20 protein-coding genes and 1 riboswitch are annotated in these 20041 nt (G+C 63.2%); of the genes, 12 read left to right on the plus strand and 8 right to left on the minus strand.

The window, feature by feature from the left end; all coding sequences use genetic code 11:
- The first annotated feature begins 39 nt into the window (after positions 1-39).
- The 7 genes from P9875_RS20895 (at position 40) to P9875_RS20925 (ending at position 7691) form a co-directional block, all read left to right on the plus strand.
- A complete protein-coding gene (locus P9875_RS20895; protein ID WP_278316493.1) occupies positions 40-1587 on the plus strand; it encodes an FAD-dependent oxidoreductase in 1548 nt (515 codons plus the stop codon).
- Between the two features lie 109 nt (positions 1588-1696).
- Positions 1697-2413: a hypothetical protein gene (locus tag P9875_RS20900; RefSeq protein ID WP_278316494.1), complete on the plus strand. Its 717-nt coding sequence runs from the start codon at positions 1697-1699 to the stop codon at positions 2411-2413.
- 10 nt (positions 2414-2423) lie between these two features.
- The gene (locus tag P9875_RS20905) at positions 2424-3032 is read left to right on the plus strand and encodes an RES family NAD+ phosphorylase (RefSeq protein WP_278316495.1); all 609 of its coding nucleotides are present in this window, start codon (positions 2424-2426) and stop codon (positions 3030-3032) included.
- A 138-nt stretch (positions 3033-3170) separates the two neighbouring features.
- A complete protein-coding gene (locus P9875_RS20910; RefSeq protein ID WP_278316496.1) occupies positions 3171-3527 on the plus strand; it encodes an ArsC family reductase in 357 nt (118 codons plus the stop codon).
- A 40-nt stretch (positions 3528-3567) separates the two neighbouring features.
- The gene (dapE, locus tag P9875_RS20915; protein WP_099400433.1) at positions 3568-4704 is read left to right on the plus strand and encodes a succinyl-diaminopimelate desuccinylase; all 1137 of its coding nucleotides are present in this window, start codon (positions 3568-3570) and stop codon (positions 4702-4704) included.
- A gap of 56 nt (positions 4705-4760) precedes the next feature.
- Entirely contained in the window at positions 4761-5651 is an 891-nt protein-coding gene (gene prmB / locus P9875_RS20920) for a 50S ribosomal protein L3 N(5)-glutamine methyltransferase (protein WP_099400432.1), read from the plus strand.
- Between the two features lie 48 nt (positions 5652-5699).
- Positions 5700-7691: an ATP-binding cassette domain-containing protein gene (locus P9875_RS20925; RefSeq protein WP_035820391.1), complete on the plus strand. Its 1992-nt coding sequence runs from the start codon at positions 5700-5702 to the stop codon at positions 7689-7691.
- A 37-nt stretch (positions 7692-7728) separates the two neighbouring features.
- On the opposite strand, the gene P9875_RS20930 is transcribed toward P9875_RS20925, so the two are convergent.
- A complete protein-coding gene (locus P9875_RS20930; RefSeq protein WP_099400431.1) occupies positions 7729-8211 on the minus strand; it encodes a chemotaxis protein CheW in 483 nt (160 codons plus the stop codon).
- Between the two features lie 196 nt (positions 8212-8407).
- Here P9875_RS20930 and arfB point away from each other — a divergent pair, with 196 nt between their 5' ends.
- On the plus strand, positions 8408-8806 hold the full coding sequence (gene arfB, locus P9875_RS20935) for an alternative ribosome rescue aminoacyl-tRNA hydrolase ArfB (protein ID WP_034749850.1): 399 nt from the start codon (positions 8408-8410) through the stop codon (positions 8804-8806).
- Here arfB and P9875_RS20940 read toward each other — a convergent pair whose 3' ends face one another.
- On the minus strand, positions 8807-10666 hold the full coding sequence (locus tag P9875_RS20940; RefSeq protein WP_278316497.1) for a flagellar assembly protein A: 1860 nt from the start codon (positions 10664-10666) through the stop codon (positions 8807-8809).
- 151 nt (positions 10667-10817) lie between these two features.
- Positions 10818-11207: a hypothetical protein gene (locus P9875_RS20945; RefSeq protein ID WP_099400429.1), complete on the minus strand. Its 390-nt coding sequence runs from the start codon at positions 11205-11207 to the stop codon at positions 10818-10820.
- 263 nt (positions 11208-11470) lie between these two features.
- Between P9875_RS20945 and ompR the strand changes: the two genes are divergently transcribed.
- Both ompR and P9875_RS20955 read left to right on the plus strand, forming a co-directional pair.
- Positions 11471-12172 (plus strand): two-component system response regulator OmpR, encoded by a 702-nt coding sequence (gene ompR, locus P9875_RS20950; RefSeq protein ID WP_223278807.1) that lies wholly within the window; start codon positions 11471-11473, stop codon positions 12170-12172.
- Between the two features lie 13 nt (positions 12173-12185).
- Positions 12186-13544, plus strand: a complete 1359-nt coding sequence (locus P9875_RS20955) for a sensor histidine kinase (protein WP_035820395.1) — start codon at positions 12186-12188, stop codon at positions 13542-13544.
- A gap of 122 nt (positions 13545-13666) precedes the next feature.
- Here P9875_RS20955 and P9875_RS20960 read toward each other — a convergent pair whose 3' ends face one another.
- The gene (locus tag P9875_RS20960; protein WP_278316498.1) at positions 13667-14146 is read right to left on the minus strand and encodes an Imm26 family immunity protein; all 480 of its coding nucleotides are present in this window, start codon (positions 14144-14146) and stop codon (positions 13667-13669) included.
- A gap of 93 nt (positions 14147-14239) precedes the next feature.
- Positions 14240-14545, minus strand: a complete 306-nt coding sequence (locus P9875_RS20965; RefSeq protein WP_035827789.1) for a hypothetical protein — start codon at positions 14543-14545, stop codon at positions 14240-14242.
- Positions 14546-14687: 142 nt separating this feature from the next.
- Here P9875_RS20965 and P9875_RS20970 point away from each other — a divergent pair, with 142 nt between their 5' ends.
- Positions 14688-15845 carry an iron-containing alcohol dehydrogenase gene (locus tag P9875_RS20970; protein WP_099400426.1) on the plus strand — a complete coding sequence of 386 codons (1158 nt, stop codon included), beginning with the start codon at positions 14688-14690 and terminating at the stop codon, positions 15843-15845.
- Positions 15846-15912: 67 nt separating this feature from the next.
- Positions 15913-16010: riboswitch (TPP riboswitch) on the plus strand.
- A gap of 85 nt (positions 16011-16095) precedes the next feature.
- Positions 16096-18261 (plus strand): TonB-dependent siderophore receptor, encoded by a 2166-nt coding sequence (locus tag P9875_RS20975; protein WP_278316499.1) that lies wholly within the window; start codon positions 16096-16098, stop codon positions 18259-18261.
- Here P9875_RS20975 and P9875_RS20980 read toward each other — a convergent pair.
- From P9875_RS20980 to P9875_RS20990, 3 genes are all read right to left on the minus strand, one after another.
- The gene (locus P9875_RS20980; protein ID WP_278318859.1) at positions 18258-18806 is read right to left on the minus strand and encodes an ATP-binding protein; all 549 of its coding nucleotides are present in this window, start codon (positions 18804-18806) and stop codon (positions 18258-18260) included. The genes P9875_RS20975 and P9875_RS20980 overlap by 4 nt on opposite strands.
- The gene (gene pnuC, locus P9875_RS20985; protein WP_278316500.1) at positions 18806-19417 is read right to left on the minus strand and encodes a nicotinamide riboside transporter PnuC; all 612 of its coding nucleotides are present in this window, start codon (positions 19415-19417) and stop codon (positions 18806-18808) included. Before pnuC ends, P9875_RS20980 begins: the two co-directional genes overlap by 1 nt.
- Positions 19418-19491: 74 nt before the next feature.
- Positions 19492-20010 carry a DUF2867 domain-containing protein gene (locus P9875_RS20990; RefSeq protein ID WP_219307062.1) on the minus strand — a complete coding sequence of 173 codons (519 nt, stop codon included), beginning with the start codon at positions 20008-20010 and terminating at the stop codon, positions 19492-19494.
- Between the last annotated feature and the right edge of the window lie 31 nt (positions 20011-20041).

The following is a 20041-nucleotide window of genomic DNA, read 5'->3' on the forward strand; positions in this document are numbered from 1 at the left end:
TCGTGCAGCCATCCCCCATCCTGTCCTATACTGGATGGCATGAATACACCTCCCGTATTGATCGTCGGCGCCGGTCCTACCGGCCTCATGCTTGCCTTGCGCCTGGCGCGCCATGGCGTCGATTGCCGCATCATCGACAGGAACAGCGGTCCGGGACAGGCGTCGCGGGCCATGGCCGTGCATGCGCGCACGCTGGAGTTTTACCAGCAGCTGGGCTTTGCCGACGAGCTCGTCAGCCTGGGCATCAAGATCAATGCCATGCACATCCATGAAGGCGGCGAGGAGCTGGTGAAACTGGCGCTGGGCGAGATCGGCGAAGGCCTGAGCCCCTACCCTTTCGTGCTGAGCCTGCCGCAGGACGAGCATGAGCGCTTCCTGATCAGCAAGCTGGCGGCGGCCGGCGTACACGTGGAATGGAACGTGGCGCTGGACCTGTGGACACAGGACGATAGCGAAGTGCAAGCTATCCTGCTCAAGGACGGCGAACGCCAATATTGCACGTTTAACTATATTTGCGGCTGCGACGGCGCCCGCAGCAAGGTACGCGAGATCGCCGGTTTCGACTTTTCCGGCGGCACCTACGACCACCTGTATTACGTGGCCGACGCGCAAGTGGCGGGCAAGAATACGGATTTGCACGCCCACCTGGGCGCGAACTCGTTTGCGCTGATGCTGCCCGTGCGCACCAGTGGCATGCAGCGCCTGATCGGCATCCTGCCCGACCGCCCCGATGGCGCAGCGGCACCCGTGTTTGACGACGTGCGCAGCGACGTGGAAACCTTGCTGGGCGTCCAAGTCGAGCACGTGAACTGGTTTTCCACCTATAAAGTCCACCACCGGGTGGCCGCGCAATTTCGCGAGCGGCGCTGCTTCATCCTCGGCGACGCGGCCCACCTGCACAGCCCCGTGGGCGGCCAGGGCATGAACACGGGCCTGGGCGACGCCGTCAACCTGGCGTGGAAACTGGCGCAAAAGCTGCGCGGACAAAGCAACGACGCCCTGCTCGACACCTATGAAAGCGAGCGCATCGTGTTTGCCCGCAAGCTCGTCGCCACCACCGACCGCGCCTTCCAGGCCATCGTCGCGCAAGGCATCGCCGGGCAATTCCTGCGGCGCTGGCTGGTGCCGCACGCGCTGCCCTTCCTCTCGGGCTTCGCGCGCGCGCGCCGTTTACTGTTCCAGACCGTGTCGCAAATTCAGATCCATTATGAAGACAGCGCCCTGTCCGCCGGCCATGCGGAATACCTGCGCGGCGGCGACCGCCTGCCGTGGTTCTCGGACGGCACGCAAGACAACTTTCTCGCCCTGCGCAGCATGGATTGGCAATTGCACATCTATGGCGAAGCGGCGCCCGAACTGCTGGACGAGGCGCGCGTGCTGAAACTGCCCGTGCACTGCTACACCTATAACGTGGCCGCCAAGCTGGCCGGCCTGGGCCGCGATGCGGCCTACCTGGTGCGCCCCGACGGCCACATTGCGCTGGCCCTGCACCAGCAGGAAAGCGGCGCCCTGCGCGCCCTGGCCTTGCGACTTGGCCTGCATTTCGGCCCGGCCGACTCGAACAAGGCGGCGCCACGGCCTGTGTAGGCCAGCCAAGGTTTGTGGCAAATCAAAGTGGGGAATTTAATTTCCTTGCTTTGTTTGCTTTGTTTGACTTCGTGTCCTATGCTGAAACATGCGTTTCAAGGAGACAGCCATGTCGAACACATCGAACACACGCTCCCCTGTCAGCGATGGCGACACCAGCACGATTGATGAGGCCGCCACCGGCAGCGGGCATGCTTCAGCCGCGCCCTCGCTGGCCAGGCAGCTGGCGGATGCACTCGCTCCCAATGGCACGGGCTTGCGTTTTAACATTGCACAAGATACGTTCCAGGAAGCCTATGCATCGCTGCTGGACGCCGTGCCGCGCGACGACCGGCCCGCGCTGCTGGCGCAAATGCGGCGCGACCTCGATATCGTCGCCGAACGCGAGCTGAACCTGGCCTCTGATATCGGCGCGCATGCAGGACACATCAATACCCGGCAATTCATGCGCGGCCTGGAAGAGCAGGAGCGGCAGCAGCGTCAAAAAGACCTGGCCTCGCACAGCTTGCTGTCTGGCCCCGAACTGCGCGCCCGGCTGAAAGTCACGCCGCAGGCGCTCAGTGCGGCACTCAAAGCCAGACGCCTGTTCGCCTTGCGCGGCGCTTCGGGCGAATATGTCTATCCGGCATTTTTCGCCGATCCCCGCCACGACCGCCACATCCTGGAAAAAATCAGCAAAATCCTCGGCGACTTGCCGGGCGCCGCCAAATGGGATTTTTTTATCGCTCCGCGCCTGTCGCTGGGCGGCAAGTCGCCGCTCGAAGCCCTGGCCAAAGGCAAACTCGATGCCGTGATGGCGGCCGCCCGCGCCTACGCTGACGAATAACCGCGCGACCGTGGCAACCTTGCGCCTGCCCCGTCTGCCGCAACTGCCCGCAGCGCTACAGACGGTGCGCTGCGATCCCGCAGCGCTGTACCGTGTCTCCGGCCACGCCACGGGCGAACCGTATTTCGGCAGGGCGAACACCTACCGCTTCGACGATCCCCACCCACAGGCGGCGGCCCGCTTCGGCACCTGCTACCTGGGCACGTCGCTGGCTGTGGCGCTTGCCGAAACCTTGCTGCATGACCGCAAACCCATCCATAACCGCTTCGTGATCGAGCTGGCCGTGATACAGGCACGCTTTGTGATTCGCTTCGCCGGCAAACCGCTTATCGTGGCTGATCTGACTGGTGCCGCCCTCAGGCAACTGGGTGGCCATGCGGGGCTCAGCGGCACGTCGTCGTATCAAACGACCAAGGCCTGGTCGGCCGCCATCCATGCGCATCCGGACGCGGTCGACGGCATGCTCTACATGTCACGCCACAAGAATGATGAAACGGCGCTGGTACTGTTCCACCGCGCCGCGCCCAAGCTCGCGATGAAGTCCGCCACGCCGCTTTCTGTCCATCCGGACTTCGGCCAGGTCGCCACACTGCTTGGCATCCGCAGCGCCTGGCACTGAATCTGCCAGGATCATGCAACCTTGTTGCACCGCCGCATCGACTACGCATCGACTGTATAATGTCGGCTAACATCGTATTTTTCCCTGGCGCAAGCGCCGCGATCAAGCGAACCGCATTCATTCCCCTTAGCCCTACCCATGACGACCATTACACTCTACGGTATCCCCAACTGCGATACCGTCAAAAAGGCCCGCACCTGGCTGGCCGCGCAGCAACTCGATTTCACCTTCCACGACTTCAAGAAGCAGGGCCTGGAACGCGCCACGGTCGAGGCCTGGCTGACGCAATTGCCGTGGGATGTGCTGGTCAACAAGAAAGGCACGACCTGGCGCGCCCTGTCCGACGAGCGCAAGGCCGCCACCGTCGACGCGGCCAGCGCGCTGGCCCTGATGCTGGAAAACCCATCCATCATCAAGCGCCCCGTGCTGGACAAGGATGGCAAGTTCAGCGTCGCGTTTTCCGATGCGCAGTACAAAACCATTTTCTCGCTGTAACCCCCTAGTTGACCACGATGTTGCCGGCACGACCATACCCATGACCACCTCCAAAACCCTCGCCCTGACCGAAAAACTGATCGCCCTGTCCTCGGTCACGCCTGACGACAAGGGCTGCCAGCAGCACCTGATCGACATCCTCACGCCGCTGGGCTTTGTCTGCGAGACGATACAGTCGAACGACGTCACCAACCTGTGGGCGCGCCGCGGCACGACGTCGCCCGTGTTCGTCTTTGCCGGCCATACGGACGTGGTGCCGACCGGCCCCGTCGAGCAATGGCGCTCGCTGCCCTTCATTCCCACGCACCGCGACGGCAAGCTGTACGGCCGTGGCGCGGCCGACATGAAGACCTCGATCGCCGCCATGGTGGTCGCCTGCGAGGAGTTCATTGCCGCCACGCCCGGGCACACGGGTTCGATCGCCTTTTTGATCACCAGCGACGAGGAAGGCCCGGCCACGGACGGCACCGTCATCGTCTGCGACAAATTGAAAGAGCGCGGCGAGCAGATCGACTATTGCCTGGTGGGCGAGCCGACCTCGAGCGCGCAGTTGGGCGACATGATCAAGAACGGCCGCCGCGGTTCGCTGTCGGGGCGTTTGACCATCAAGGGTGTGCAAGGCCATATCGCCTACCCGCACCTGGCAAAAAACCCGATCCACGAAGCGGCGCAGGCGCTGGCCGACCTGGTCGAAGAGAAATGGGATGCCGGCAACGAGTATTACCTGCCGACCTCGTGGCAAATGTCCAACATCAACGCGGGCACGGGCGCGAATAACGTGATTCCCGGCGACATGGTGATCGACTTCAACTTCCGCTTTTCCACGGCCAGCACGGCGGAAAACCTGCAGGAGCGGGTGCACGCCATCCTCGACAAGCATGACTTGCAGTACGATTTGCAATGGACCCTGAGCGGCCTGCCCTTCCTCACGCCGCGCGGCACCTTGAGCGACGCGCTGTCGTCCGCCATCCAGGAAGAAACGGGCCTCACGACGGAGCTGTCGACCACGGGCGGCACCTCGGATGGCCGGTTTATCGCGCAAATCTGCCCCCAAGTGATAGAATTCGGGCCGCCCAATGCCAGTATTCACAAGATCGACGAGCACATCGAACTGCGCCACATCGATCCCCTGAAGAATATTTACCGGCGCACGCTGGAGCATTTGCTGCCCGTCTGAACCAGAATACCGAGGCCCGTCACGGCGGGCCAGAACACCGTCTTTTCGAGAATGCCATGACCCCGAACCCGTTTTCCACGCCACGCGACCTGCTGCGCTACGCCGTTACCCGTTTTAATACCGCCAAGCTGTTTTTCGGCCACGGCAGCGCCGAAGCGTTCGACGAAGCGGCTTATCTGATCCTGCACACGTTGAAGTTGCCGCTCGACAAGCTCGAACCTTTCCTCGACGCCAAGCTGCTGCCGTCGGAAGTGGCCAGCGTCATGAGCGTCATCGACCGCCGCAGCATCGACCGCGTGCCGGCCGCCTACATCACCAAGGAAGGCTGGCTGGGCACGTACAATTTCTACGTCGACGAGCGCGTGATCGTGCCCCGCTCCTTCATCGCCGAGCTGATCCCTGAATATTTTTCGCCATGGGTGGCGGAACCGGAAGCGGTGGAAAACATCCTGGAACTGTGCACCGGTTCGGGCTGCCTGTCCATCATGATGGCCGACGCTTTCCCGAACGCCGCCGTCGACGCCGTGGACATTTCCGCCGACGCGCTGGCCGTGGCCAAGCGCAACGTCGACACCTACAAACTGCAGGACCGCGTCACCCTGATCGAATCGGACCTGTACACGAACGTGCCGGCCAAGAAATATGATTTGATCATCAGCAACCCGCCATACGTGAATTCCGCGTCGATGGGCGCCCTGCCCCAGGAATACCTGGCGGAACCGCAAATCGCCCTCGACGGCGGCAGCGACGGAATGTACCTGGTGCGCAAGATCATCGCCGGCGCGGCCGAACGCCTGACGGACGACGGCATCCTGATGATTGAAATCGGCAACGAACGCGAATACGCGGAAGCGGCCTTCGGCGAGCTGGGCCTGACCTGGCTGACGACGAGCGCCGGCGACGACATGGTCTTCCTGCTGACGGCCGAGCAGCTCAAGCTGGCGTAAGCGCAGGCTTCAGCACGCAGCGCCTTAATTTACAACACAAAGAAAAAAATGATACGTTTCCTACAAGTAAGCCTGATGCGCGGCATCAAACCGTTGCTCGAACAAGTCGATGTCACCCTCAATCCGGGCGACAAGATCGGCCTGATCGGCGCCAATGGCGCGGGCAAATCGAGCCTGTTCGCCATGATGCGTGGCGAATTGCACCCTGACCAGGGCGAGATCGATTTCCCGGCCAAGTGGCGCGTGGCTTACGTGGCGCAGGAAACGCCGCCGCTGGACCGTGCCGCGCTCGACTATGCGATCGATGGCGACATCACCCTGCGCAAACTGGAAGCGGAACTGGCGCGCCTGGAATCGGAGCCAGCCACGTCGGAAAACGGCATCGCCATCGGCGAAATCTACAGCGCCATGGCCGATGCGGACGCATATACCGTGCAGTCACGCGGCGAGCAATTGCTGCTGGGCCTGGGCTTTACCCTGGACCAGATGCAGCAACCAGTAGCGAGTTTCTCAGGCGGCTGGCGCATGCGCTTGAATCTGGCGCAAGCGCTGATGTGTCCGTCCGACCTGCTGCTGCTCGATGAACCGACCAACCATTTGGATCTGGACGCCATCATCTGGCTTGAAGACTGGCTCAAGCGCTACGCCGGCACCTTGCTGATCATTTCCCATGACCGCGACTTCCTCGATGAAGTGGTCAACGTGGTCGTGCACATCGACGAGCGCAAGCTGAAACGCTATTCGGGCAACTATTCGAGCTTCGAGCGCCAACGCGCGGCGCAGATGATACTGGCCGCCGGCGCGCTGGAAAAGCAGCAGCGCAAGCGCGCCCACCTGGAATCGTTCGTCAACCGCTTCAAGGCGCAAGCGTCGAAGGCCCGCCAGGCGCAAAGCCGCATGAAGGCGCTGGCGAAGATGGAAGAACTGGCGCCGTTGCGCGCCGCCGCCGAATTCTCGTTCGAATTCCGCGAGCCGCTGAGCGCGCCGAACCCGCTGCTGGTGATGGAAGACGTCGATGCTGGCTACAAGATCGAGAACGAAGCGACGGGCGAAATCACGCATAAAACCATCGTCAACGGCATCAAGTTTTCGCTGCAGATCGGCCAGCGTATCGGCCTGCTGGGCCAGAACGGCGCCGGCAAATCGACCCTGATCAAGACCATCGCCGGCGAACTGATGCCACTGACGGGCGACGCCACCATGGGCAAGGGCCTCAACATTGGCTACTTCGCCCAGCACCAGGTGGAAATGCTGCGCCATGACGAATCGCCGCTGTGGCATCTGGCCAAGATCGCCCCGACCGTGCGCGAGCAGGAACTGCGCAACTTCCTGGGCGGCTTCAACTTCCCCGGCAACATGGTCACCGCCTCGATCGCACCGTTCTCGGGCGGCGAAAAAGCCCGTCTGGCGCTGGCCCTGATCGTCTGGCAGCGCCCGAACCTGCTGCTGCTCGATGAACCGACCAATCACCTGGATCTGGAAACGCGCGAAGCGCTGACGGAAGCGCTGGCCCAGTTCGAAGGCACGCTGGTCGTCGTGTCCCATGATCGCCATTTGCTGCGCGCCACCACCGACGAATTCATCATCGTTGCCGACGGCAAGCTGCAGCCGTTCGACGGCGACCTGGACGACTACAAGGACTGGCTGTTCAAGACCAAGCTGGGTAAAGGTACCGATGTGCTGCCGGCCGCCGGCAAGGCCAACAAGACCGATTTCCCCGTGGTCTCGCCCGTCGTTGCCGCAGCAGCCCCTGCCGCGCCCGTGCGCGACAAGCGCAAGGAAGCGGAAGAGCGCCAGAAAACGGCCGCCCTGCGCAAGCCGATCGAAAACAAGATCAAGCGCCAGGAAGAGCAGATCGCCAAGCGCAATGCGCAAAAGGCGGAAACCGACGCCAAACTGGGCGAGCCGACCATCTATGACGCCGCCAACAAGGCGAAATTGAAGCAATTGCTGGCCGACCAGACCTTCTTCACCAAGGACCTGGCGCAACTGGAAGCGGAATGGCTGGACTTGCAGGACCAGTTAGAGAAACTCGGCTAACGCCAAACACAAAGACGACTCACGGGTCGTCTTTTTTTTAGGCCGCCTGCATGGGGCTGGGGCTGCGGATCGCCATCAGGCGGTCGATGTCGACGAGGATCAATCGGCGCCCCGCCACCGTGCCTAGGCCCAGCAGATAATCGGCTTCCGCCTCGCCCAGGCCTGGCACGGCGGCGATATCGGCGGGCGCCAGGCTGACGATATCGGTGACGCCATCGACCACCATGCCCATCACGCCATTGCTTAGCTGCAAGATGATCACGTCCGTGGCCGGGTCGGGCGCGCCTTGGGCGCTGCCGAACGCGGCGCGCATGTCGACAATGGGGATAATCACTCCGCGCGAGACGGCCACGCTGTGCAGCACTTCCCCTTCCGAGGAAAAACGGTCGAGTTCCTTCAGCGGACGCAATTCCCGCACGCGGCGGTAATCGAGGCCGTATTCCAGGCCGCCCAGCCGGAAGCTCAAGTACTGCGTCAGGTATTGCGCGGTTGCGGCGCCAGGCGTGGTCGTGGGCTGCATGATGTTCCTTTCGTCCGGTAAGCGCTGCCAGGATGCGCAGTGGCGCAATGTTGGCCCCATGCTAACCAGCATCACCGCGAGCGGCGTTGAGAAACATCAACTTTCCCGGAAGACATCATCGGCTGGCCACCCCGCCCTTGCGCCGGCGCAGCCATCTTCCCTTACAATACCCCCATCGTTTCCCCACAGGCAGGCCATGCAACACCTCGTCAATCCCGCTGAAGTTGAATTTTCCGCCATCCGCGCCCAGGGCCCGGGCGGGCAGAACGTCAACAAGGTGTCCAGCGCCATCCATTTGCGCTTTCCCATCGCCGCCTCGTCGCTGCCGGAAGCGTACAAGGAACGGCTGCTGGCCCTGCGCGACAGCCGCATCAGCAAGGATGGCGTGCTGGTGCTCAAGGCGCAGCAGTCGCGCAGCCAGGAGCAGAACAAGGAAGAAGCGTTGCGGCGCTTGCAGGAAATCATCGACAGCGTGACCTTCCTGCCCGCCGTGCGCCGCGCCACCAAGCCCACGCGCAGCTCGCAGCGGCGCCGCCTCGACAGCAAGAGCACGCACAGCGTGCTCAAGCAATCACGCGGCAAAGTCACGGATTGACTAAGGCGGTGGCTGGTAAGTCCAGTCCAGGCTGCCCGTGCTGTCCGCAAACACGGGCTGCGTGGCCGGCGTGGCGCTGCGCAGCAAGGCCTTGATTTCCTTTGGCGGCCGGTCGTAGACCTTGGCCGGTCCAGGCGGCACGACCAGGGCGCGCACCGTCGTCTCGCCATCGATCAGGCCCAAGGTGCAGCGCGACTGGCCCGCCGTTGCCTGCCGTTCCTGGCGCAGCTGCGCCACCAGCGCCAGCATCTGCGCGTGCAGGATTTCCGACTGTTTTACTTCCACGCGCAGGCGCGCCACCTCTTTCAGGACGGGAGCAATGCGCGCGGCCAGCTTGTCGTACTGCACCTGTTGTGCCGGCTGCAACTGCAATTCGCCGCGCCGCAGCTGGCCCGCCAGGGTCAGGTAGTTGCGCACCTCGGGCAATTGCGCGATGGCATCGATCTCCTGCTGGCGCTTGTGCTGCACCTGCTGGTACTGCGTTGCCTTCGCCAGGCTTTCCGCAATCTTTTGATCGAGGGCGCTCAGGTCGGGTACCAAGGGAAAGAGCAGCATCTCCACCTGCCTGCGAGGGCCGGCGCTGCCGATGCGGATGGTGCGCGCCGCCACAGCGCAGCCTTCGGCCAGTTCGATGACGACCTCGTCGGCGATGATTTCGCAATTGCTGGCGCTGTCGATCACCACGCGCGTGCCGGCGATGACGCAGCTTTCCGCGCGTTTTACGTGGATTTCACCGCTCAGCGCCTGCAGCACGGAACCGGACGCGACGCCCTCGACGCGCACGTCGCCATGCTCATTGAAGGCTGTGCCGCCCACCAGGTTGCGCTGCAACCATATCAACCCGCCATGCGAGTGCAAATGGCCATACACGTCGCCATGGATGGTGATGTCGCTGCCGTCGAGCTGGCGCTGCTCCTGCACTTCGCCATATTCCTCGTAGGCGGCGCGCAGCTTCAGATTGCCCGTGGTGCGGCTGCTGACGCCTTCGCGGCTGACGATCTTGTTTTCGATCGACATCTTGCCGTGCTCATCGACATTCACGTAGCCATCCTGGGTGGCGACGAGGAAAGCGCCATCGCTGAAATGCTCGACCGCCGTGCCTGGCCCCGCCACCGTGGCCAGGTCCAGTTCCAGCGGCGCGGGGGGCGGCAGCGCCTTGCCGGCCAGGTCGTAGCCAGGCAAGCCGGGCGTACCAGGCAGCAGACGCAGCAGGCGCGCGTATTTTTTCACTTGCGGAAAGCGGTTCTTGAAACTGAGCAAATCGAGGCGGCCATCGGAGCGTTCGCGCGGCGCATCGTCGCGGTGGATGCCTTGCGACACTTCGACCAGCTGGGCGTCGCGCCCAGGCTGCGGCGGCAGCACCCGCGCCACCGTGATGCGCTCGGCCTTGCCGCTGGCGAGCATGGCGCGCACGGCCACGCTATCGATGCCGTAGTGCACGCCCTTGCACCACAGGTCGGCCACCAGCTCGTCAAACTCGCGGCGCGCCGGCACCTGGCCATCCGCGTCCGCCGTCAACGCTTCAAAGTAAAACTCGGCGCTGTCGCCACGGATCTTGATTTGCTGATACAGCGCGCGGCGCGGGGGTGGGAATGGCGACACGCGCACGGCGATGCGCAGCAAGGCGTCACCCTTGGGTGCGGCGCGGGGAGCGGGGGCATGGAACAGGGTCAGCAGGAACAAGCCGTAATCGAGGCCGGCCAGCAGTTGGCCCGACTGGAACAGCTGGTCGACGGCGGCGCGCAGTTGCGCCGGCGCCAGCGACAGATCCAGGAACACGCCCTCGTCGCGCTGGAGCAGGCCGTGCGGCAGGCCGCCTGCGGGGGCCGCATCCGGAACGCGTGTGTCGTCGTCGCTCACCACTTGCCTCCCCAAAAACCGAGAATTGCCTCATTGCGTTAGAACAATATCACGGGGCGGGGCCGTGTGCCTGACTGAGCAACAATGTTGGCGGCCAAATGCAAACAGGGCCACCTCTTGCGAGATGGCCCTGTCGGAGGGGGATGGATGCCTAGCGGCGCGGCGGATTCGAGTAAATGTCCTGGCCCACTTCGTTGATCTGGCGGCGCAGGTCACGCCGCTCGTCGGGCGTCATGCGGCCCGTGCGGCGCGAAGCGTCGGCGCCTTCGTTGGCGCGGCGCTGCTCTTCGGCACGCGTGTCGAAACTGCGTGCGTCACGCTGTTCGCGCAGTCGCGTATCATTGCTGTTGCTGCGCTGTACCTGCTCATACCGCTGGGCCTGCATTTGCTGCTGGTCGTCACGGCGTGGCGGCGGCTGGTTTTGCGCCGATGCCAGGCTGGCGGCAAACACGGAACAAATGGCAAATGCGGACAGCACAGTCGTGCGTGCGGCGATAGCTGCGCTGGGAGCGGCGTGAATTTTTTTAGTAAAGATATTCATTGAGTTCCTCTTCCGCGATGCCGTATAAACTAAAGCTGATTTCCACTGTGGCCCCAGTGTATGATGCTTTACACGGTGCAGTAAGAGTAATTGGGTAAAGTTTGTAACACTTTGTAATGGGTCGCCACAGCCCCTTGCCGACGCCGCGCGAGGCGTTACTATAGCAACTAATATAAGATAACACGACACCCTAAATGACCACAACCTCCACTTCCGGCAGCAACACAACAACGCAATCGATTCACGGCCACCAGGCAAAAATCATGGTGGTCGATGACGATGTGCGCCTGCGCGACCTGCTGCGCCGCTACCTGACCGAACAGGGCTTCAATGTCTTCACGGCAGAGAGCGCGACGGCCATGAACAAGCTGTGGCTGCGCGAACGCTACGATCTGCTGGTGCTCGACCTGATGCTGCCGGGCGAAGACGGCCTGTCGATCTGCCGCCGCCTGCGCGGCGCGGGCGACCAGACGCCGATCATCATGCTGACGGCCAAGGGTGAAGACGTGGACCGTATCGTGGGCCTGGAAATGGGTGCCGACGATTACCTGCCGAAACCGTTCAATCCGCGCGAGCTGGTGGCCCGCATTGGCGCCGTACTGCGCCGCAAGGGTCCCGATGAAATCCCCGGCGCGCCGTCGGAAACGCCGCAAACCTTCGAGTTCGGCGACTTCGTGCTGGACCTGGGCACGCGTACCCTGAAAAAGAATGGCGAAACGGTGCCGCTGACGACCGGCGAGTTTTCTGTGCTGAAAGTGTTTGCCCGCCATGCGCGCCAGCCGCTGTCGCGCGAAAAATTGATGGAACTGGCGCGCGGCCGCGAATACGAAGTGTTCGACCGCAGCCTGGACGTGCAAATCTCGCGCCTGCGCAAACTGATCGAACCCGACCCGTCGAGCCCGCTGTTCATCCAGACCGTGTGGGGCCTCGGCTACGTTTTCATCCCGGACGGACAGCCGCGCTGATCGCAGGCGAGGCATGATGAAGCTTGTTCCCGATATCAGCCTGGCGCGGCTGAAAAGCGGCCTGTTCTGGCGCACCTTTTTGCTGCTGGGTACTTTGACCACCGTCAGCATGATCACCTGGATCGGCATGATTTCCGTCATCCAGCGCGAACCGCAGGCGCAGCAGATTTCCGCCCAGATCATTTCCGTCGTCACCATCACGCATGCGGCATTGACGCACTCGGCGCCCGAGCTGCGCCGCGAGCTGCTGTTCGACCTCGTCAGCAATGAAGGCATCCGCATCTTCTCGCTGGAAGAGGACGACCGCATCGAGCCGCCGCCCGACAATTACCTGATGCCCGAGATCGAGGCGCAGGTGAAAGCCAAGCTGGGCAAGGACACGCGCTTTTCCGCGCGCGTCAACGGCGTGGCCGGCTTCTGGGTCAGCTTCAAGATCGACGACGACGAGTACTGGCTGATGCTGGACCGCGAGCGCCTGCGCGGCCTGACGGGCTTCCAGTGGCTGGGCTGGGCCAGCCTGGTGTCGCTGCTGTCCCTGCTGGGCGCAGCCATCATTTCCAGCCTGATCAATTTACCGCTGTCGCGCCTGACGGCGGCCGCGCGCGACATCGCCAAAGGCAAGCAACCGGCGCCGCTGCCGGAAAAAGGCCCGATCGAAATCATCGAGGCGAACCGCAGCTTCAACCAGATGGTCGATGATCTGAAACAGGTGGAATCGGACCGCGCCGTGATTTTGGCCGGTATCTCGCACGATTTGCGCACGCCGCTGGCGCGCATGCAGCTGGAAGTGGAAATGGCGAACCTGTCGGACGAGGCGCGTGAAGGCATCCAGTCCGACATCGGGCAAATGGACGCCATCATCGGCCAGTTCCTCGACTATGCCAAGCCGACGGAAGCGTCGAGCTTTACGGACGTCGACCTCAGTGGCTTGCTGACTGACATGACGCGCGAAGCGATGCGCCTGCCGGACGTGAAGATCAACGCCAGCATCGCCGACGGCGCGCATGCGATGGGCAACCCCACCGACCTGCGCCGCGTGCTGAACAACCTGATCGAAAATGCGCGCCGCTATGGCAAGACGCCCGGCAGCGACGTGACGGAAATCGACATCGCCTGCCAGGTGCGCACCAGCCACGGCGCGAAAAAGGTGATCATCGAGGTACAGGACCATGGCACGGGTGTGCCGGCAGAAAAGATCGAGCAGTTGATGAAGCCGTTCACCCGCCTCGACACGGCGCGCGGGCAGGCAAACGGCGCCGGCCTGGGCCTGGCCATCGTCGACCGCGTGCTGCTGCGCCATGGCGCCGATTTACAAGTGCGCAACCGCGAAGGCGGCGGCCTGGCGTTTCAGATCAGTTTGCCAGCGGCGTAAGCGGCGTAGGTCGGCTTAGCGCAAGGCGCGTAAGCCGACACCACCAGTGGCCTTGGCCAACAATGTTGTCGGATTACGCGAGGCAAGGCCTCGCTAATCCGACCTACGCCGCCGGACCGCGGTCAAGCCGACGCCTGCTCCTGCGCCAGCAATTTATTCATCAACAATTCCGTCGCCCCGTAGCCGTACAGGGAATCGCTTTCCATGCCCGGCGTGTCGAAGGGGATCGATTCCTCGCGATTCAGCTTGGCAGGATCGGCGTCCGCATAACTGGCGCGCCAGGCGCGCTGCAGGGATTCATTGCGGCGGATAAAGGCCGGCATGGGCCAGTCGTCGCGGTTCCAGTGGGGGCTGTCGCCCAGCAGGGGCCAGCGCTCGTTGAGCAGGGCCATGTCGCCCGTGCGCAGGCGGCGCACGGCCTGTTCCGGCCGCAAGCCTTCCAGCTCTTCCAGCGTGGGCAAGCTGTCGCGCTTCGGCCCGAACATATACGCCAGCATGATGCGCCCGGCAGGCGCCCTGCGCGCCACCACGCCGACGGCATAACCGCCGCCCGGCAGGGGCACGGCAAACCAGCTGCCTTCTCGGTATGGTAATGATTTCATTTCTGCAAACTCCCCCAAAATCGTGTTCGGGGCACAGTCTACGCGAAGCAAGGCGAAAGTGGCGCATGGTACGCCACGACAACAAACCAATAGTTACAATATTTTCTCGTCATAGTGATACTGGGCAACAATTGGCCCCGCCTTGAACAGCGCTTCCTTCATGGCCGTGTCCAGGCGCGCGTCGCGGCGGCGCATCCATTCGAGCAGCATGGCCGCTTCCTTGCGGCTGGTGTCGCCCGCATGCGCGAGCACGCGGCGCAGTTCCGGGTCCGTGCACGCCTCGAAGCGCTGGCTGTTCAGGTCCAGCGCCTGCAGCGCGGCGATGGTGGCGCCGATGGCGCGGTGCATGTCGAGCGCGGTGGCCGGCAAGCCGGATTCTTCCAGTGGGACGTTGGTCATGCGCATTCCTTTTCGCGTAGTGGTGACATCGGCTGCATTCTCCACCGCGCGGACGAAAAGCTCAAGCGTCCACGACACGTTTCCACCCGTTCGGCCATAATCATGGCTCAGCAACAGCCTAAACCCCAGCGGCAGGAGTCCCATGTTCAATTTCGACTTTTACAATCCGACGCAAATCCTTTTCGGCCAGGGCCAGATCGCCGCCATCACGGCGCTGATCCCGCCGCAGGCCAGAGTGCTCATGACGTATGGCGGCGGCAGCATCAGGCAGAACGGCGTCTATGATGAAGTCAGGGCGGCGCTGGCCGGCCATACGGTGCTGGAATTTGCCGGCATCGAACCCAATCCCAGCTATGAAACCCTGATGCAGGCCGTGGCCATGGTGAAAAGCGAGCGCATCGATTTCCTGCTGGCCGTCGGCGGCGGATCCGTGGTCGATGGCACCAAGTTCATCGCCGCGGCCGCCCTGCACGAAGGCGAGGCGTGGGACATCCTGGCCAAGGGCGGCAAGATCGTCGAGGCCGCCCTGCCCTTCGGCACCGTCTTGACGTTACCTGCCACGGGGTCCGAAATGAATGGTTCGGCCGTGATCACGCGCAAGGCGACGCAGGAAAAGCGCTCGTTCATGAGCCGCAAGGTATATCCGAAATTCTCCGTGCTGGATCCGTCGAAGACCTTTACATTACCGCTGCGCCAGGTGGGCAACGGCGTCGTCGATGCGTTTGCGCATGTGATGGAGCAATACCTGACTTACCCTGTGAACGCGTCCGTGCAGGACCGCTTTGCCGAAGGCATTTTATTGACCCTGATCGAGGAAGGCCCGAAGGCGCTGTCGCACCCGGACGACTACGACGTGCGCGCCAACGTGATGTGGAGCGCCACCCTGGCCTTGAACGGCCTGATCGGCGTGGGCGTGCCGCAGGACTGGTCCACGCACGCCATCGGCCACGAATTGACGGCCTTGTACGAGCTCGACCACGCGCAGACCCTGGCCATCATCCTGCCCAGCATGCTGCGCGTGCGCAAGCAGGCCAAGCGCGCCAAGCTGCTGCAGTACGCGGCCCGCGTGTGGGGACTCGACGGCGGTGACGAGGATGGACGCATCGAGGCCGCCATCGCGCGCACGGAATTCTTCTTCCGGCACATGGGCGTCAAGACGCGCCTGGCCGACTATGGCCTGAACCACGCCAGCGTGGATGCCGTCGTGTCCGCCCTGGAAGCGCACGGCATGACGGCGCTGGGCGAGCAGCGTGAAATCACGCCCGCCGTCAGCCGCAAGGTGCTGGAACTGAGTTTATAGATTCCAGCCACACTGTTGTAAAACGGTCAGCCGGGTGGGACAGCTGGCCGTGGTTCATGCTAAGCTGTCAGTTCGCTAGGGGTCCTGGAGCAGTCATCCGGGTGAGAGATACCCTTCGTACCTGATCTGGATAATGCCAGCGAAGGAAAGCGCAAAGTACCTCCCTCCTTTGATAGCTCCTGCGTTGGCGCCAGCCGAACAAGCAGCCTGCCGTGCTCTTTACCGAGTCGGCTTGAACCACGAGCAATCTATGTCCACACCGAATTTATCTGTTTCTGTATTGACCCTGGCGATCCTGCACGCGTTTGCCGTACCCGCCCTGGCCGCGAATGACACCGCCGAAGCCGTCGACCCGCAGGCGCAAAGCATGGCCGAAGTCGTCGTCACGGCCAGCAAGGCGCCGGCCGCCAGACGCGCCTCCGTCGGCGGTTTTTCCGACGCGCCGCTGCTGCAGACGCCGGCGTCCGTCACCGTCATCGGGCAGAAAGAAATACAAGATCTGCAGATCCGCAACCTCAGCGACGCCGTCAAGCTCGACGCCAGCATCAATGAATCGTACAACGCCGTCGGCTATGCGGAACAGTTCACCATCCGGGGCTTCAAGCTCGATACGAACTCCAGCTACCGCAAGGATGGCGTGGCGATCCCCGGTGACACGCAAATTCCGTTGGAAAACAAGGAACGCATCGAAGTATTGAAAGGCCTGGCCGGCTTGCAGGCAGGCGTGGCCGCGCCGGGCGGCGTGATCGACTTCATCGTCAAGCGCCCGACCGCCGCGCCATTGCGCACCGTCACCGTGGAAACGCGCGAACGGGGTACCCTGTACGGCGCCGTCGACCTGGGCGGCCGCCTGGAAGACACGCGCTTCGGCTACCGCGTCAACGTGGCGGCCGAGCGCCTGCGCTCCTACATCAAGGGTGCCGACGGCAACCGTAAATTCATTTCCGGCGCCTTCGACTGGCAGATTTCGCCGCAAGCGCTGCTGCAACTCGACGCCGACTACCAGGACAAGGCGCAAGTAACGGCGCCCGGCTTCCAGCTGCTGAGCAATGGCAAGCTGCCTTCCAACGTCAGCGCCGACACCATGCTCAACAAGCAGCCCTGGACGCACCCGGTGGAAACCGTCACCAGCAACCTGGGCCTGCGCTTCCAGTACGCCTTCAACGAGGATTGGCGCGCCACCGTGTCGGCCAACCAGCACACGTTCAAGCGCGACGACTACACTGCCTACCCGTATGGATGCAGTCCGGAAGGCTGGATGCCTGTGTTCTGCAGCAATGGCGATTTCTCCGTGTGGGACTTCCGCAGCCTGGGCGAAACGAAAAAGCCCCTGAGCGCGCAAGCCATGATCCAGGGCAAGTTCGCCACGGGCAGCTTGCGCCATGAGGTCACGGCGGGCGTGTCGTATTTCAACCGCAAGGACCGGGCCGGCAAGTATGTGTATGACGAAGTGGGCATCAGCAATATCTACCGCCCCGTCATCGTCGCCCCATCCGACGGTGTCACGGGTCCCGTGCGCCTGGTGCGCAACGACAAGGAAAAATCCGTCTTCGTGCAGGACATCGTCAGCCTGGCACCGAACTGGAAGCTGCATGGCGGCGTGCGCCACATCGATGTCGATGGCTATCAGTACGTGCTCAAGGCCGACCAGGAAATCCGCGCCAGGCACGACTTCCTGCTGCCGAACGTGGCGCTGGTGTACAACCCGCAAGACAATATCGCTGTCTACGCATCGTACTCGCAGGGCATGGAACACGGCGGCACGGCCGACCGCTATGCGGAAAACGCCAACGTGGAACTGACGCCTAGCCGCTCGAAGCAGATCGAACTGGGCGTGAAGGCGGACCTGACGCCTGACTTCATGGTCGCCGCCACCCTGTTCCAGATCCGCAAAGGCCTGGAATTCAACCAGTACCTCGACAGCAGCATGAGCACCTACAACTTCGTGCGCGCAGGCCAGGCCCAGCACCGTGGACTGGAACTGTCGGCCCAGGGCAAGGCTTTCGCCAACCTGAGCCTGGGCGCCTCCGTGACGGCCCTGAACAGCCAGCAATCAGATACGGGCAGTGCTGACTACGATGGCAAGCGCGTGCCCAACGTGCCCGCCTTCAAGGCCGCCGTGCGGGCCGACTATGCCGTGCCGCAAGTGGCGGGCCTGAGCGTGAATGGCAGCTGGGAATATGCGGGCAAGAAGGCGTTCGAGAACAACAATACCACCTTCGTGCCCTCGTACAGCGTGTTCAACCTGGGCGCCGCCTGGGCCACGCGCATCGCTGGCACGCGCGCCGTGCTGCGCGCCAGCGTCAACAACGTGGCCGACAAGTTCTACTGGCGCGATGTGACACCGGAAGCAGGCGGCTACCTGTTCCCGGGCGCCAGCCGCACGTTCAAGGTGTCGGCGCAGTTTGACTTTTAATTGAGGGAAATGGCGGGCGCTGCAGTGAGCGCCTGCCGCAGCAAAGGGGCCGCCTGTTGCAGGCGCGCCTCCAGGCTGTCGTGCAGCACGTGGTAGACGATGCCGCGCGCGTCGAGCTCGTCGAGCAGGTAGCGGTAGATCAGCTGGCGCACGGCTTCCGACTCGCGCTGCAAGCCGTCGGCCACCCACGGGCTGTCGGGCGCCGTCACCAGCGTCACATCGTACCGCGTGGCATCGGCCAGCGCCGCCAGCGGCGCATCGGCACCATGGAAATAATGGCGGCTGTAGACCACCGTCATCAACGGCGTCGTGTCGCAAAACAGGAAGTGACGGGCTTGCGCGGCGGCCGCCGCTTCGCGCTCAACTTGCGTGCGCGCGATGCCGTACTGGTCGGCCGCGACGGGCACCCTGCCCTGCGTTTCGACGAATTCACGCAAATATTCGGGCACCCAGACGCTGCCGTAGCGTTCGGCCAGGGCGGCCGCCAGGGTCGACTTGCCCGACGATTCCGCGCCCAGGATGGCCACGCGCACGCAGTGGCCCATCACTTGAGGACCATCGCGCTCGGCGCGGCCGGTGCCGACTTTCTCCACGCCAGCAAGCCGATGATGGCCATCACGACAAAGAAGGCATACAGCACGGCCGTCAGGGTCAGGCCCTTGTGCAGGTACAGCCACACGTACAGCACGTCGACGATGATCCAGGCGATCCAGTTTTCCAGCTTCTTGCGCGACAGCAGGAATTGCCCCACCAGGCTGCCTGCCGTAAGGAAACCGTCCGCGTGGGGCACGTCCGTGTCCGTCGTCGTCAGCAGCCAGGCGATGAGCAGAAAGCCGACCAGCCAGCCCATGCCGCAAGCCAGCCAGCCGCGGCCATCGAGGCGCGTGACGGGCAGGCTCTTGCCGCCGCTGGCCGGGTGCAGCCACTGGTACCAGCCCCAGAACGAGACGCTGATGAACAGCAGTTGCAAGGCCATGTCGCCATACAGGCGCGACTCGAAAAACACAAAACCGTAGGCGGCCGAGGAAATGATGGCGAACAGCCACGCCCAATGATTCTGGCGGATGTTCAGCGCAACGGTTGTCAATGCCAGGACAAAGGAAATCAGTTCAAGCGGCGTGGTGGCAAAACCCAGCAGGAGAAGCGTATCGTTCATGGGAATCGTGATGAGGCTGGTGGTGCAGTATGCAATACCAGCCCTGAATAAGCAAGATTGCCCGCTCAGTGCGCTTAAGCGAAGCCGCCCTTCACGGCGCGCGCCAGCGAACGCTGCACGATCAGCTTGTGGAAAGGCCGGATCACCAGGATGTAGGCGCGCCCCACCGCATTATGGCAATGCACGACGCTGGACATGGTGATGCGGCCATGCGGTCCCGCGTCCCGGTGGCGCAGCACCGACAGGCGGAAATCCAGGTGACTGTCATCCTCGCCCACGATGATTTCATCGTCGCTGACGGCAAAGATGCGGAAGATGCCGATGCGCTTGCCTGGCCTGGCTTCCATCTGCCTGGCCGTGCGGATGCCGAAGCGCGCCACGATGGCGTCGCGCACCACCATCAGCTTGCGCGCCCAGCCCGGCTGGCTGCCCAGCAGGATGCGCGCCAGGCTTTCCATGTCCATCTGGCGCGCCTGCGCGGTCGGCAGGTCGACGGCATACGCGTCGGCCAGGTGGCTGCCCGGGTACAAGGGGGCGATGCTGGCGCCGGGCGGCAAGGCCACGGCGCGTACAGCGTTGTTCATCTCTTGCATGTGCTCTCCATGTGTTCAGTGATAACATGAG

The organism is Janthinobacterium rivuli (genome assembly GCF_029690045.1).
In the GTDB taxonomy this organism is placed as follows: Bacteria; Pseudomonadota; Gammaproteobacteria; order Burkholderiales; family Burkholderiaceae_D; genus Janthinobacterium; species Janthinobacterium rivuli.

Excerpts from the sequence above, each read along its gene's own strand:
- P9875_RS20895 (WP_278316493.1), top strand. The coding sequence starts at position 40 with ATGAATACACCTCCCGTATTGATCGTCGGCGCCGGTCCTACCGGCCTC.
- P9875_RS20900 (WP_278316494.1), top strand. The coding sequence starts at position 1,697 with ATGTCGAACACATCGAACACACGCTCCCCTGTCAGCGATGGCGACACC.
- P9875_RS20910 (WP_278316496.1), top strand. The coding sequence starts at position 3,171 with ATGACGACCATTACACTCTACGGTATCCCCAACTGCGATACCGTCAAA.
- dapE (WP_099400433.1), top strand. The coding sequence starts at position 3,568 with ATGACCACCTCCAAAACCCTCGCCCTGACCGAAAAACTGATCGCCCTG.
- prmB (WP_099400432.1), top strand. The coding sequence starts at position 4,761 with ATGACCCCGAACCCGTTTTCCACGCCACGCGACCTGCTGCGCTACGCC.
- P9875_RS20925 (WP_035820391.1), top strand. The coding sequence starts at position 5,700 with ATGATACGTTTCCTACAAGTAAGCCTGATGCGCGGCATCAAACCGTTG.
- P9875_RS20930 (WP_099400431.1), bottom strand. The coding sequence starts at position 8,211 with ATGCAGCCCACGACCACGCCTGGCGCCGCAACCGCGCAATACCTGACG.
- arfB (WP_034749850.1), top strand. The coding sequence starts at position 8,408 with ATGCAACACCTCGTCAATCCCGCTGAAGTTGAATTTTCCGCCATCCGC.
- P9875_RS20945 (WP_099400429.1), bottom strand. The coding sequence starts at position 11,207 with ATGAATATCTTTACTAAAAAAATTCACGCCGCTCCCAGCGCAGCTATC.
- ompR (WP_223278807.1), top strand. The coding sequence starts at position 11,471 with ATGGTGGTCGATGACGATGTGCGCCTGCGCGACCTGCTGCGCCGCTAC.
- P9875_RS20955 (WP_035820395.1), top strand. The coding sequence starts at position 12,186 with ATGATGAAGCTTGTTCCCGATATCAGCCTGGCGCGGCTGAAAAGCGGC.
- P9875_RS20960 (WP_278316498.1), bottom strand. The coding sequence starts at position 14,146 with ATGAAATCATTACCATACCGAGAAGGCAGCTGGTTTGCCGTGCCCCTG.
- P9875_RS20965 (WP_035827789.1), bottom strand. The coding sequence starts at position 14,545 with ATGACCAACGTCCCACTGGAAGAATCCGGCTTGCCGGCCACCGCGCTC.
- P9875_RS20970 (WP_099400426.1), top strand. The coding sequence starts at position 14,688 with ATGTTCAATTTCGACTTTTACAATCCGACGCAAATCCTTTTCGGCCAG.
- P9875_RS20975 (WP_278316499.1), top strand. The coding sequence starts at position 16,096 with ATGTCCACACCGAATTTATCTGTTTCTGTATTGACCCTGGCGATCCTG.
- P9875_RS20980 (WP_278318859.1), bottom strand. The coding sequence starts at position 18,806 with ATGGGCCACTGCGTGCGCGTGGCCATCCTGGGCGCGGAATCGTCGGGC.
- pnuC (WP_278316500.1), bottom strand. The coding sequence starts at position 19,417 with ATGAACGATACGCTTCTCCTGCTGGGTTTTGCCACCACGCCGCTTGAA.
- P9875_RS20990 (WP_219307062.1), bottom strand. The coding sequence starts at position 20,010 with ATGCAAGAGATGAACAACGCTGTACGCGCCGTGGCCTTGCCGCCCGGC.